The organism is Citrobacter sp. L55 (assembly GCF_002850715.1).
In the GTDB taxonomy this organism is placed as follows: Bacteria; Pseudomonadota; Gammaproteobacteria; order Enterobacterales; family Enterobacteriaceae; genus Citrobacter; species Citrobacter braakii.
In genome coordinates this window covers 1-12181 of sequence record NZ_KZ559431.1, presented here as the reverse complement: position 1 = coordinate 12181, position 12181 = coordinate 1, and the positions used below count along the sequence as shown (strand labels likewise).

23 protein-coding genes and 1 pseudogene are annotated in these 12181 nt (G+C 50.2%); 4 read left to right on the top strand and 20 right to left on the bottom strand.

Annotated elements, in window-relative coordinates:
- The 20 genes and pseudogenes from B9P82_RS29210 to B9P82_RS27190 form a co-directional block, all read right to left on the bottom strand.
- Nucleotides 1-143: pseudogene (locus tag B9P82_RS29210) on the bottom strand (DUF4417 domain-containing protein); the annotation flags it as partial.
- Entirely contained in the window at nucleotides 140-286 is a 147-nt protein-coding gene (locus B9P82_RS28375) for a YlcG family protein (RefSeq protein ID WP_143704297.1), read from the bottom strand. The gene B9P82_RS28375 and the pseudogene B9P82_RS29210, both read right to left, overlap by 4 nt.
- 181 nt (nucleotides 287-467) lie before the next feature.
- A complete protein-coding gene (locus B9P82_RS27280) occupies nucleotides 468-1055 on the bottom strand; it encodes a recombination protein NinG (RefSeq protein ID WP_101701388.1) in 588 nt (195 codons plus the stop codon).
- On the bottom strand, nucleotides 1048-1497 hold the full coding sequence (locus B9P82_RS27275) for a recombination protein NinB (protein ID WP_101701387.1): 450 nt from the start codon (nucleotides 1495-1497) through the stop codon (nucleotides 1048-1050). Before B9P82_RS27275 ends, B9P82_RS27280 begins: the two co-directional genes overlap by 8 nt.
- A 206-nt stretch (nucleotides 1498-1703) precedes the next feature.
- On the bottom strand, nucleotides 1704-2360 hold the full coding sequence (locus B9P82_RS27270; protein WP_101701386.1) for a hypothetical protein: 657 nt from the start codon (nucleotides 2358-2360) through the stop codon (nucleotides 1704-1706).
- Between the two features lie 3 nt (nucleotides 2361-2363).
- Nucleotides 2364-2552: a hypothetical protein gene (locus B9P82_RS27265; RefSeq protein ID WP_101701385.1), complete on the bottom strand. Its 189-nt coding sequence runs from the start codon at nucleotides 2550-2552 to the stop codon at nucleotides 2364-2366.
- A gap of 2 nt (nucleotides 2553-2554) precedes the next feature.
- Complete coding sequence (locus B9P82_RS29205; protein WP_246842179.1) at nucleotides 2555-3025, bottom strand: hypothetical protein; 471 nt, start codon at nucleotides 3023-3025, stop codon at nucleotides 2555-2557.
- A 12-nt stretch (nucleotides 3026-3037) separates the two neighbouring features.
- Complete coding sequence (locus tag B9P82_RS27255; RefSeq protein ID WP_101701384.1) at nucleotides 3038-3451, bottom strand: hypothetical protein; 414 nt, start codon at nucleotides 3449-3451, stop codon at nucleotides 3038-3040.
- The gene (locus B9P82_RS29200; protein ID WP_246842178.1) at nucleotides 3448-3924 is read right to left on the bottom strand and encodes a hypothetical protein; all 477 of its coding nucleotides are present in this window, start codon (nucleotides 3922-3924) and stop codon (nucleotides 3448-3450) included. Before B9P82_RS29200 ends, B9P82_RS27255 begins: the two co-directional genes overlap by 4 nt.
- Nucleotides 3925-4049: 125 nt before the next feature.
- Nucleotides 4050-4832: an IS21-like element ISSen3 family helper ATPase IstB gene (istB, locus tag B9P82_RS27245; RefSeq protein ID WP_032666787.1), complete on the bottom strand. Its 783-nt coding sequence runs from the start codon at nucleotides 4830-4832 to the stop codon at nucleotides 4050-4052.
- Nucleotides 4829-5851, bottom strand: a complete 1023-nt coding sequence (istA, locus tag B9P82_RS27240; RefSeq protein ID WP_101701383.1) for an IS21 family transposase — start codon at nucleotides 5849-5851, stop codon at nucleotides 4829-4831. The genes istB and istA overlap by 4 nt, the downstream gene beginning before the upstream one ends.
- A 77-nt stretch (nucleotides 5852-5928) precedes the next feature.
- The gene (locus B9P82_RS27230) at nucleotides 5929-6222 is read right to left on the bottom strand and encodes a hypothetical protein (RefSeq protein ID WP_101701381.1); all 294 of its coding nucleotides are present in this window, start codon (nucleotides 6220-6222) and stop codon (nucleotides 5929-5931) included.
- Nucleotides 6223-6487: 265 nt separating this feature from the next.
- The gene (locus tag B9P82_RS27220; RefSeq protein ID WP_101701379.1) at nucleotides 6488-6667 is read right to left on the bottom strand and encodes a hypothetical protein; all 180 of its coding nucleotides are present in this window, start codon (nucleotides 6665-6667) and stop codon (nucleotides 6488-6490) included.
- Nucleotides 6664-6969 carry a hypothetical protein gene (locus tag B9P82_RS27215; RefSeq protein WP_101701378.1) on the bottom strand — a complete coding sequence of 102 codons (306 nt, stop codon included), beginning with the start codon at nucleotides 6967-6969 and terminating at the stop codon, nucleotides 6664-6666. Before B9P82_RS27215 ends, B9P82_RS27220 begins: the two co-directional genes overlap by 4 nt.
- Nucleotides 6966-7244 (bottom strand): hypothetical protein, encoded by a 279-nt coding sequence (locus B9P82_RS27210; protein WP_071701417.1) that lies wholly within the window; start codon nucleotides 7242-7244, stop codon nucleotides 6966-6968. Before B9P82_RS27210 ends, B9P82_RS27215 begins: the two co-directional genes overlap by 4 nt.
- 5 nt (nucleotides 7245-7249) lie before the next feature.
- Nucleotides 7250-8617 (bottom strand): replicative DNA helicase, encoded by a 1368-nt coding sequence (locus B9P82_RS27205; protein ID WP_101701377.1) that lies wholly within the window; start codon nucleotides 8615-8617, stop codon nucleotides 7250-7252.
- Nucleotides 8614-9426 (bottom strand): replication protein, encoded by an 813-nt coding sequence (locus B9P82_RS27200; protein WP_101701376.1) that lies wholly within the window; start codon nucleotides 9424-9426, stop codon nucleotides 8614-8616. Before B9P82_RS27200 ends, B9P82_RS27205 begins: the two co-directional genes overlap by 4 nt.
- Nucleotides 9413-9580, bottom strand: a complete 168-nt coding sequence (locus tag B9P82_RS28625; RefSeq protein WP_168188477.1) for a hypothetical protein — start codon at nucleotides 9578-9580, stop codon at nucleotides 9413-9415. Before B9P82_RS28625 ends, B9P82_RS27200 begins: the two co-directional genes overlap by 14 nt.
- Nucleotides 9581-9618: 38 nt before the next feature.
- Entirely contained in the window at nucleotides 9619-9903 is a 285-nt protein-coding gene (locus tag B9P82_RS27195; RefSeq protein ID WP_101701375.1) for a CII family transcriptional regulator, read from the bottom strand.
- A gap of 122 nt (nucleotides 9904-10025) precedes the next feature.
- Entirely contained in the window at nucleotides 10026-10238 is a 213-nt protein-coding gene (locus B9P82_RS27190) for a helix-turn-helix domain-containing protein (RefSeq protein ID WP_048224852.1), read from the bottom strand.
- A 97-nt stretch (nucleotides 10239-10335) separates the two neighbouring features.
- Here B9P82_RS27190 and B9P82_RS27185 point away from each other — a divergent pair, with 97 nt between their 5' ends.
- From B9P82_RS27185 to B9P82_RS27175, 4 genes are all read left to right on the top strand, one after another.
- A complete protein-coding gene (locus tag B9P82_RS27185; protein ID WP_101701389.1) occupies nucleotides 10336-11025 on the top strand; it encodes an XRE family transcriptional regulator in 690 nt (229 codons plus the stop codon).
- Between the two features lie 372 nt (nucleotides 11026-11397).
- Nucleotides 11398-11721, top strand: coding sequence for an antitermination protein N (locus B9P82_RS27180; protein WP_101701374.1), 324 nt, complete (start codon nucleotides 11398-11400; stop codon nucleotides 11719-11721).
- A gap of 38 nt (nucleotides 11722-11759) precedes the next feature.
- Nucleotides 11760-11921: a hypothetical protein gene (locus B9P82_RS28620; RefSeq protein WP_164091700.1), complete on the top strand. Its 162-nt coding sequence runs from the start codon at nucleotides 11760-11762 to the stop codon at nucleotides 11919-11921.
- Nucleotides 11922-11967: 46 nt separating this feature from the next.
- On the top strand, nucleotides 11968-12181 hold a 214-nt coding region (locus B9P82_RS27175), incomplete at its 3' end, for a hypothetical protein (protein ID WP_210405007.1).

Genomic DNA, 12181 nt, shown 5'->3' with positions numbered 1-12181 from the left:
TTAACGCGCCCCCAGACTGACAGCATGTAATGCACCCATGCCTGCTGTTTTTTGGTGATGGTCTTTTTTGGGTGACGCCAAACGCGCCGGAAATGAGCGTCATCAACAAAGTTCACCATTGAGAATATCGGCGTTATCTTCATGCTTCTGCTCCTGATGTTTTATAGCGACTGATGTAATTGCGTAATATCCGGTAGTCAGTGGCAAATGACCCCGGGTGACGATAGATGCGTAACCGAGTCCAGCACAGACGAAGGTGATCAGCAAAGTAGGATTCGAATGTCATGCGGACTCCCTCATGTGCTCTTTGAGTAATGCATCGATATGCTCATGAAGCCTCAATCCTTCATAGGCCAGCTGAAAATCTCTGTGATACGCCTTGCATACACGCCATGTTTCTCGCCTGTCCCATAACAGCCATGATTGACATTTCCATGTGTCTGGTATGTACATGCTAAAAATGAAAATCATGCGGCCTCCTGCTGTTTCAGTTCTTTGAGCTTTGCGCGGTAATGTGCTGCCAGTGCGTCGAGTTCTTCACGGGTCCATTTTTTTGCTTCGTGTGGGCCCATCAGCCGGTCGTAAGCTTCCTGGCCAATCTTGGCGATCAGCCGCGGGCGGTATTCACCGATATTTCCTGACAAGTAGGAGTTACAGGCCTCACACTGGATATGGCAGTTGGTTTCGTCGTAGCGGGTTTCTGGAGATGCGCCGACAGTACGGAAGTGACCAGCGTTCATCTTTGCGCCGGAGTTACGACCACAGCTGATGCACGGTTGCCCTGCGTCACGCTGGCGAATAAACGCGTTAAACGCTGTCTGAGCGCGTTTGTGATACTGGCTAAGGGGTTGCAAGGCTTTCTTGCGAATCTTCAGCTCACGGCGCTCCTGCTGAGCTTCTTGCTTACGCTTGCGGTCGGATGCCAGCTTCTTCTTGGCTAACAGCAACTGGCTGTACTCGTAGCCATGCTCAGGACAGCACCACCAGACGTTGTCGTAGGTAGCGGTGAATTTGGTCTTGCAGATTTTGCAGCTGCGGCGGGTTGGTTTACGCATTGCGATCACCCCACTGCTTAGCCCATTCAATTTCAATGCAGGATTTGTCGCTGAATTTGACGTTCTGCTGAGTGCCGAACCAGTAGATAGCCTCGATGACTTCTACCATCTGGCGCACAGTCATCTTGCTGGTACGTTGACCGAACATCACAATGCCGCCATCCAGACCGGGAGCCATACGTTGCTCCTGCTTCTTGGACTTGGCGACCATCGCGGTTATCAAATCTTTCCAGTCGTCTGAGTCGTATTTGCTGCCGAACCAGAGAACTTGATCGGAGAGGTCTTTTAAAAGCGGCCATAATTTACGGTTTTGCTGAGCGGTGCGCGTCATCTCTTTGATGTCGAGAATAAGAGGGCGCTTAGCGTCAACCGGCAACTCACGGATGTAGTTGATGGCGTTCTGCTTAACGGATTCGTTTACGAGGTGGAATTGTTGCTTCATACGCCACCTCCGAGAGGTAACGCAGAATGCAGGAAACCCTCAGCATTAGATAACGCTGACGGCATATGGTAGGTCGTACTCTTTGTGTTTCGCATCTAATTTCCCAATCAGATGCAGAGGTCACAGCCGGGTGCTCAATCCGACTGCGACATAATTATAACACTAATTTTGAGGGTGAGTAATGTTGCTTGACGTTGCGTTATCTATCACTTATCCCCTTCTGACAGTTTTTGCATAGCACCGGCGTAACGCTGCATTCCATGTTCAAGCGCGGATTTCACCTCCTGCTGCGGTGCTGCTGCGAGCATAGCTCTATAGGTCGGGTTAATTGCATCATGTTCGTTCATTGCGGCCCAGCCAGCTTTATTCATCGCTTCCGTTGGTTCCTTCGGCACTAACTGCCAACCATCCGGGATTACCGGAGAGTTGCCAGCCTGAAGCATGGCGGCGCGGCAGGCCTTCCAGCCCTCCCACATCCTGATGAAATCATGGGCCAACCATGCGGAATACTCCGTTACTGCATATCCAGTGCCACAGCGGGTGACATGCTTCGGCATTTTGAATGTTCGCTCGAATGCATCTCGCGGATCTTCATCCGGCACTACCGGCGCTCTCGGCTTGCCCTGGCTATCTGACGGCGCTAACGGAGCGTTTCTCAGTACAGAAGCCAATATTTCAATATCTACTGGTGCAGGCTCAGCACCAAACGCAGCAATAGCCCCATCAATCACCTTCACAGCATCAGCCATTGCGTAGCCGAGATTACCGCCGTCGCTTTGTGCTGCTGCATTGCTGAGTGTTTCGCGTATCTGGTGCAGGCGATCGAGTAATACGGGACCGTGCGCCGGGTGGTTAGTTGTCATGGGTTAGTCCTTACCGATAACTGCGTTAATTTGATTGAGAACGATATCTGTCATCAGGCCTTTCCCGTTTACGCCGACATGGGCCAGAATTTCACTGCGTGCGGCTTTGAGTGTTCCGACGCTCACCATGACCATTCTCTGATTATCTTTGTTTGCAGACTTCAAGCGCTCTAAAGGAGATTTGTCAGCCATGCTCACTCCCCCTTCACGCCAATGCCAGCGGCGGTTCTGGCATAAACAATAACGCCGTCATCAGGGCGTTTACGCTGCAGGTATATTCCCGGCCTTGGCCATAGTGCAATAAATCGTGACTCACTATTCTCAAGCCGCCGAAATGCCCCCTCGCTCATAACACCAACCGGGCGCAACGTTTCTTTCTCAGCTTCGAATTCTGCTATGCGCTTCTCTGCGGCATCCAACTTGGCCTCTGCCCGGTTCGCACGCTCGCCCTCAGATTCTGCTAACTGGTGGTAATGCCACTTTTCCCCTTCGTATGCGCTGGCGTAGCCTTTTTCTTTCTCAAGCTCACCCAGCAGCGCCAGAACACGCTGCGCCAGCCAGCGCTTTTCTTCATCGCCATATGCGTTGTCGGCTATCTCTTTGAGACGACCTGCTCCAATATCACCGCCGTCAGCGCGGTATGCCTGTTTGTTGGGTGCTGTCATTGGGCTGTCTCCTTAGCGCATGCGATCTAGTGTTACGCCAGCACGAACCAAGTCGCGGCAATGGCTGATAATTTCCGCGCGCGAGGCTCCGCGCCACGGTGAATAAAAAGGAGTTTCATCAATAGGAACGCACCAACCGGCCACCTCATGAGCTTTCATGATCCCGCTAAAGTCCGTGGTGTTGTCGATGATCCATGAATAGAGCAACCATTCGCAACTGTGGTAATCGCTCTCACCGTAGTAATCAGGACCGAACCAGATAACCCACTCATCGTGGTAAACAGTTCCGTGATACGACTCGAATGATTCACTTTCTAAAGAGAACTCATTTCCAGATAGACTCGGAAACAGAGAAATCAGTAGCTCTTTCGCGTTTTTAGAAAATTTCTTCTCGATGCGCGCTTTGGTGTGAGAATACTTGCTCATAGCGAGGCTCCTTTGCGAAGTTGGTCAGCAACATAAAGGGTTCCTTTGTGAAACTCTTGGTTGTGCTTTACGTCCATATTCACAGTGTCCTTGAACAGGTTTGCATAATACTCAAGCGCACATGCCCGCACTTCAGCCAGGAAAGCGTCGTAAGCAGGTATCTTCAATACAGCCAGTGAGCGAATCATCTTCTGAACTTCTGGCGGGCATTGTTCGTAATGGTCGTCTGTGATGAATACCGCCTCGTTGTGAATTTTGTCCACAGCGCTTAATTCAGACGCCAGCTCCCTGCACTTGCTCTCGGCGTTAGCGAGCTGTACTGCCATGTCAGTTTCTGCTGCTTGCCATGCCCACCATGCAACCTGCATGTCCCAGGCCATGTATCCACCATCACCGTTTTTGCATACCCGGTAATCAATCGAGTCACCAAAACGAGCCTTAATGGCTTGTTCAAATTTTTCTCTGCTAGTCATAATCCTACCCTCATAAAAAAGGCCCGCATTGCGAGCCTGTTAATCTTCATCGTTACAGTTGTCAACGACGGGTAAAAAGTGATCCACTTACATCTCCACCGACGGCCTAATATTGATCCACCGTTTTACTCAGGATTAGCTTCAGCGATAACCCCGGCCTTTCTTTTCTGTTTAAGTCGATAGCTCTCTCCTTTTATCTGAACAACGTGTGAGTGGTGTAAGATCCGGTCCAGCATCGCGGATGTTAGCGCTGCATCACCGGCGAACGTTTGATCCCACTGCCCGAACGGCAGGTTAGATGTCAGGATCATCGCGCTCTTCTCGTAACGTTTGGCGATGACCTGGAAGAACAGTTTTGCTTCTTCCTGGCTGAACGGCAGATAGCCTATTTCATCGATGATGAGCAGCTTCGGCGCCATCACGCCACGGTGAAGCGTTGTTTTATAGCGGCCCTGGCGTTGCGCTGTAGACAGCTGAAGCAACAGATCCGCTGCTGTTGTGAAGCGTACCTTGATACCCGCCCGTACCGCTTCGTAGCCCATGGCTATCGCCAGGTGCGTTTTCCCCACACCAGACGGCCCCAGCAACACGATGTTTTCGTTGCGCTCGATGAAGCTGAGTGAACGCAGCGACTGGATTTGCTTCTGTGGTGCGCCGGTGGCGAAGGTGAAGTCATACTCTTCGAACGTTTTCACCGCCGGGAAGGCCGCCATCCGGGTGTACATCGCCTGTTTACGCTGATGGCGCGCCAGTTTTTCCTCATGAAGCAGATGCTCCAGGAAGTCCATATAGCTCCATTCCTGATCCACAGCCTGTTGTGACAGCGCGGGGGCAGCACTGATAAGGCTGTCCAGTTGCAGCTGTTCAGCTAGTACCATCAGCCGTTGATGTTGCAGCTCGACCATCATGCGACTCCTCTGCTGAACGTGTCATAGATAGACAGCGGATGATGCAGTGGCTGTCTGTCGAAGGTCACCAGGCTTTCGTCTACCTGCACGTCATACTGTTTTTTCTCCGGCGGCAGGGCCAGCATGGACTGCTGTTCCTCGATCCAGCGATCACAGGGGCGGGTCTGGATAGTTTCATGTTTCCGTTGGTTCGCTACATCGTGCAACCAGCGCAGGCCGTAGCGGTTGGCTGTTTCAACGTCAACGGTAATCCCCATCGGGCGCAGGCGCGTCATTAGCGGGATGTAGAAGCTGTTGCGGGTGTACTGCACCATCCGCTCCACCTTACCTTTAGTCTGTGCCCTGAAGGGACGACACAGCCGTGGGGAGAAGCCCATCTCTTTGCCGAACTGCCAGAGAGATGGATGGAACCGGTGCTGGCCGGTCTGGTATGCGTCACGCTGCAGCACCACTGTTTTCATATTGTCGTACAGCACTTCCTGCGGCACACCGCCGAAGAAGCTGAACGCATTGCGGTGGCAGGCTTCCAGCGTGTCGTAACGCATGTTGTCAGTGAACTCGATGTACAGCATTCGACTGTATCCCAGAACGGCAACGAACACGTGAAGCGGTGATTTGCTGTTACGCATGGTACCCCAGTCAACTTGCATCTGCCGTCCGGGCTCGGTTTCGAAGCGGATAACAGGCTCTTGTTCCTGAGGTGTGGCGAGTGAACGTATGAACTCTCTCAGGATGGTCATGCCACCACGATAGCCCTGCTCCATGATCTCGCGGGCGATAACCGTCGCCGGGATTTTATAAGGGTGAGCATCAGCGATTCGCTGGCGAACATAGTCCCGGTATTCATCCAGAAGTGAAGCGACGGCAGGACGTGGCGTGTATTTCGGCGGCTCAGACTGCGCCCGCAAATAACGCTTTACGGTGTTACGGGAGATACCCAGTTCCCTGGCGATCGCCCGACTGCTCATACCCTGCTTGTGCAGGATTTTAATTTCCATAACTGTCTCAAAAGTGACCATAAGCTCTCCCGAATCAGGAGAGCAGATTAACCCCTGGATCTGATTTCAGGCGTCGGATATGGATCACTTTCGCACCGTTAGTGACAACAGTGAAGTCGCCATTTGCCGACGCCTTCCCATTCAAATTGGCGGTTGCTAATTCGCGTCCAGTTTCTTCCGAATAGCAAATCCAGATACCATCGCTTAATGCTTCGGATAATCTCTTTTGCTGTTGGCTTTCCACCGTACGCTTTTGACGCACAGATAAAGCATCTCGTGATGCTCAGCGCCTCCACAAAAGGCCAGATAAACCAAACCCATATGCAAAGAGCAATGAACATCAGAAGCGCGATGTTTAACACCACACCAGACCAGAACAGATACTCGCTCACAATTTCCTCCAGCCATAAAAAAGGCCGACTATCACGGCCACGCTTGCAGATAGCTCTGCTATGTAAGGTTCAGTCATGGCTTGGTTCCTCTCCGAGCCTCTCAGCAAGCGCGTATATTTCCTGCTGAACTCTGTTAAATTCAATATCAGCTTGGCTTAGGCTTTTCTGGTACTGGAAGCATTTAGATGCCCACTCTTTTGCTTCTTTANCATAAAAAAGGCCGACTATCACGGCCACGCTTGCAGATAGCTCTGCTATGTAAGGTTCAGTCATGGCTTGGTTCCTCTCCGAGCCTCTCAGCAAGCGCGTATATTTCCTGCTGAACTCTGTTAAATTCAATATCAGCTTGGCTTAGGCTTTTCTGGTACTGGAAGCATTTAGATGCCCACTCTTTTGCTTCTTTAGCTTTGATTTTTAGTTGATCTAAAATTTCTTTGTCTTTCATGCTCGCTTCACTCCGAATGTCTTAACCAACGCCGACTCCATGCGACCTACACAGGCGCGGATACGGGCTATCTCTGTCTCTGGAAACATGCTGGATGCCATCTGCTCCAGTGCGCCTTTAAGTGGCTTGCTCTCAACCTTTTCGATACGTGCCAACGCAAAGGCTTTGAGTGACTGCTTGATGCTACGACCGTCTACACGAGCACATGCGCGGCATAGTTCTGCGTGGAGGATGGTTTCAGGGAATTCCGGGTATTGAGTTTCGATAATCTGGCGAGTGTTAAGCGTTTCTTTATTGGTCATTTCCAGCACCTTTCATCGTTGCGCCCTTCCCATCGAAGCCATACGCAATCGTAAATAAACGGGATGAACGCTTCGAAAAAATCACTCCACTGTGATTTTCGAAACCCGGTCACTTCATCAACCATGCGCTCAAGTGGATGCTGGCGCTCGGCTGGTCTTTTTACTCCTGAAAGTCGCTCGAACTGTTCAATCAACTCCTCTTCCTCAAGGCAGCGATCGAGAACGGTTACAAACCTAGGGTTATTGATAAACTCAAGAATGATTTGTGATGGTATTTTGTTCACACATCTGCTCCTTTGGCATAACGCTTTCCAGTTGAAGGCTTGCTGGTTGAAATCATGCGGGCTTCATCCTGATCACATGGCATGAAGTGACCGTTAACGAATCGCTGATACACAGTGCCAAGAGAGCCAAAACGGTTTTTGGTAACGATGATTTCCGCAAACTTCGCCGCGGGGCTATGCTCGTCGTATACCGCTTCCCGATAGAGCATGATGATGCAGTCTGCGTCCTGCTCTACACTTCCAGAGTCGCGCAAATCTGCGTTAACCGGGCGCTTGTTAGGCCGTTTCTCAACTTCGCGGGATAACTGGCTGAGAGAAATAACTGGCGTCTTCAGGTCTTTAGCCATCGCCTTCAGGCTGCCGGAGATGTGCGCTATAGCCAGGTCATTTCGCTCTGCTTTTGGCTTCTTGATAAGGCCGAGGTAGTCAACCATGATGAGTGATAGCGCTGGGTTTTCCTGTTTGTGACGTTCGGCAATGCTCCTGATTTCTTCGACTGTCAGCTTGGATGCGTCAACCATCCAGACATCGAGGTCTTTCAGGTGGCATATGGCGTTGTAGACTCTCGCCCATCCTTCGTCATCCATGTTTGCGGGGTTGCGCAGAACACTGACCGACATGTTTTCGCGTCCTGCAATGCTTCGCTCGGCGATCTGCAGGTTGCTCATCTCCATGCTGAAAATCAGCACCCCGCGCAAGGTGTCAGTTCCCGGCAGCGGTCGACTCGCTACGCCTTCGGCAATTTTCAACGAAAGTTCCGTTTTACCCATACCAGGACGGGCAGCGATAATCACTAAATCCTCAGCGTTCATCCCGCCGGTAATCGCATCCAGTTCGTCAATACCGGTTTTCATGGTGTCCGACTCTTCACCGTTTTTAAGCCTGTTCTCCAGCGTTTCGGCATAGTCATTCAGGACTTCACCTAACCGAACTGGCTTAACTTCACCTTTAGGCTTCCTGATGGTACTCAGTCGGCGCATTAGCTCGTCCATTGCTGATGCCGCACCGTCCAGAGTTCCGTTGCTCACGTCGCCGCGTAGCTCGTCTATGGCATGCAGGAACAATCGTCGCTGATGCTGGTCTGCCAGCATATCTGCGTAACCAGTCAGGTTTGCAGCGCTTGGGCACGCTCTGGCAGTCATCATCACATCGGTAGCATGCTGATCACCGCATTCCTCAGCGACCATCAGAGCGTCAATCAGTTTGCGATTTCTGGCCTGTTTGCGGATCACCTCAAATGCTTTCCGGTAGAGTGGGATGGTGAACGCTTCAGCATCAATCCGGGCGAGAACGTCAGTTGCCGCCGGGGTGAGCCCGCCGAGAAGTAACCCTCCAATCACGCTGGCTTCGATATCCTGTCTCATAGTGTTCCCTCACGAATTGCCACCAGAACTTTCGGGCGTAGCAGGTAATCAAAATTTGCCACCCAGTCGCGATCGTTATCACCGAAATGGAATGGTCTTGCAGCTGCCATGAACGCTTTCACGTAGGCGCGGAATCCGTCGATGTTCTTGGTTGCGAGAGAGTTAACCAGTTTGCGGATTTTGCGCTGGCGTTCTTCGTTGGCCTCGACAGCGTGAGGAAGTCTATCGCCGACAATCTCGTTGTAGGTGGAGAGATACTCGCCGTAATCGAATTTCACTGGTTTTCGCTTTTCAGGTTTAACCAGTTCGCGGTCATCGTCAGATGACTGTGTGTTTTCTTTCTTTTCTTTCTTTTGAATAGTTTCTTTTGTGTTTAGCTGAGTTGGCTTATACCCATTAGCTAAGTTGGCTAATGTTTTATTAGCTGTTTTGGCTAATGATTCGCTAACTTGGCTAATCTCAAAATTCCACTCAGAAATCACCTTGTTTACGCCTATTGCCTGACCGTTTGTCACGATGATGTTCATCGCGATCATCTCGTTCTTGGCCTTACAAACATGCGTGTGGTGAATGCCGGTCATCATCGCTATTTGAGTATTGGTAATGCGGTCGAACTTTTTACCGAACCCGTAAGTTTTGCGAATCACCGCCAGAACAACCTTCAGCTGGCGAGCCGTTAAATCGGCAGCCATAACCGCTTCCAGCAGCTCGTTAGCGATGCGGGTATACCCATCATCGAGATCTGCCACCTGACGCTCCACGGCCTCCAGTGATGGCCTGTAGTCTGCTAATTGCTTAACGACGCCCATGCTTCACCCCTGCCTTAGCCATTGCGATCCGGATTACTCCAACAAGGCGCTCAGCGAACGCCTGATTCTTTGATGCAGCAACAATCAGCCCGTCAGGTGAATCAGGATAGCGACGCTCCTCATTTTCCTGGTATTTCTGCTTACGCTTTGCCATAATTACTCCTGCAACTTTGTTGACATGACACAGTGCTTTTAGGCGTCCAGACTGTTACCGCAGCTGGGCGTCTTTTCATTTTTGAGGATTGAAGCAACTTCTCTTGCCAGCCGCGCCATATCGTCATCAACGACACCCCATTCCAGAACCGCTAAGAGCATTGCCATCTTCGGCAGCCAGCTTTCTTTCCAGCGGGTTATCTGTGCCTTATCGACGCCGATCTCTTTAGCTACGTTGTTGCCACCTTTCATAGCGATACGGTTAAGCAACCAGGATTCAATGCGACGGGCATTGACCTTGTTGCGGTTAATTGAGTTTTCCATTTGTTAAATTCCTAGAGTGTTAAATAGTTAAATAGGCCCATGCGCAGACACGCATAGCCATAAGACTTGTTGTTTTGAATAGCCCTTTTTCAGGGCTTAGATGTGATAAGAGCGGGTGTTGCTTAGGCTGCCATATACCGATGCGGGTAGAGAATCTGCATCTCGGAGATCTTCCCTTCGAAGAACTTGGACAACTTTTCAGCTGTCTCCAGAGATGTAACCTGCATACCGCGTTCAATTCGGCTCAGGTTGCCTACATCAATTTCTGTCATTTTGGAAACTTCAGAAATTGTCAGACCTTTCTCTACGCGCATTTTTCTAAGTGGTGTACACATATTGCACCTCCATAATGCGTTAGACGCATATTAATCCATCCGCAAATTTTGCGCAAGGCGCTTTGCGAAGGACGCATAAATGTTTTCTAATGAAGATATGAAAGTAGGTGAAAAGATAAGACTTCTTAGGAAGAAAAATAAATACACATTGAATGAGATGGCGCTTCTTGTAGATAGCGACGTCGGTAACCTTTCACGCCTTGAGCGTGGGATTCAAGGGTATAGCGATCAGCTCCTAAGAAAAATAGCGAAAGCTCTCGATGTTCCTGTAGCTGTACTATTCTCTTCCGATGACGAGGAAAATACTGTAGATTCATACAGTATAGATTCCCTAAGCAGTCGAGAGGAAAAGGATGTGTATAGGGTTGATGTTCTTAACGTTTCCGCCAGCGCAGGCAATGGCTCGCCATCAAAAGATATTGTGGAGGTTGTCCGATCAATTGAGTATGACGTTGACCAGGCTAAGTCTATATTTGGCAGCATCCCTCAAAAATCGGTGAAGCTTATCAACGTTCGCGGCGATAGCATGCAGGGGACCATTGAGCCGGGCGATTTGATTTTTGTTGATATCAGAGTCAATTACTTCGATGGCGATGGTATTTACGTTTTTGATTTCAACGGTGACACTTTCGTCAAGCGCCTTCAAAAAGTTAAAAATGATCTGTTCGTGATCTCGGACAATCCAAAGTATAGAGAGTGGAGCATAAGCCCTGAAGAAGCTGCGATGCTTCACGTGTCTGGTAGAGTAATGCTAAGCCAGTCACAGCAGTTCCGCAGACACGGTTAACCCAAAATCTCATACCAACAACCCGCTACGGCGGGTTTTTTGTGTCTTAAGCAATATCAGTAAATTTTTTTATTCCTTTTGAATCATAAGCATAAATTAATTTAACGCGTAAATCCCCTTTTTTCTATAAATATGCGCTTGACGCATTTGCGCATAACGCATACATTAACCCCATCAGCAGGACGCACTACTCACCAGGAAGGTGAAGCTCTTAAAAATCTGGCCCTGAAGAAGGGCAGCATTCAAAGCAGAAAGCTTTGGGGTGAACGCAGAAGCTAACCTTCTCGGCGGAGGCGCTTGGCAATGATTACGCGACCGGAGTTAGTCGCCCGGCTGTGTTCACCACCAAAGCTAACTGACAGGAGATCCAAAATGGATGCACAAGCACGCCGCCGCGAACGCCGCGCAGAGAAACAGGCCGAATGGAAAGCTGCAAATCCCCTGTTAGTTGGGGTGAGCGCCAAGCCGAATAACCGCCCCGTTCTGTCGCTGACTCGCAAGCCGAAATCACGCGTAGAAAGCGCTGTGAACCCGATTGATTTAACGATGCTGGCTGAGTATCGGGAAGGGATGGAAAAACGTGCTGAAGCTGTTGAGCGCAAGAATCATCGCACCTGGTACAAAGATGCTAACCCGTTCGGAAACAAAATCCATGCGGTGCAGAAATCCCGCGGAAAATCGACGCCACTGATTTAATCGGTTACGGCGCGTTAATTAACTTATGAGGTGAGGCAATGGAAGGTAATTACTTTCGATGTACCGGCCAGTGGAATGATGAAGAGTTCGATCGGGTTATTGAAGCGGAAGATGAAGGCGATGCGCGTGACCACTGGATGTACTGGTCGTGGATAGCTGGAGCAACGCTGAAAAATCTGGAAATCAAACAGGCTGCCTAACTGGCGGCCTTTTTATTAGCTCACGATACAAACAGAGGGTAAGGCGATGGGAACAAGACACTTGACCTGCGTGGTCAAAGACGGCGAGTACAAAGTTGCGCAGTACGGTCAGTGGGATGGCTATCCATCAGGTCAAGGTATCGACATTCTAACTTTTCTGCGTGAAGAACTTAACCGAGATGTATTTCTTCCAAAGCTTTCGCAGACATTTCAGCCTACCGAAGAACAGATTAAAGCGTGGTGGATTGAGGTTGGGCATG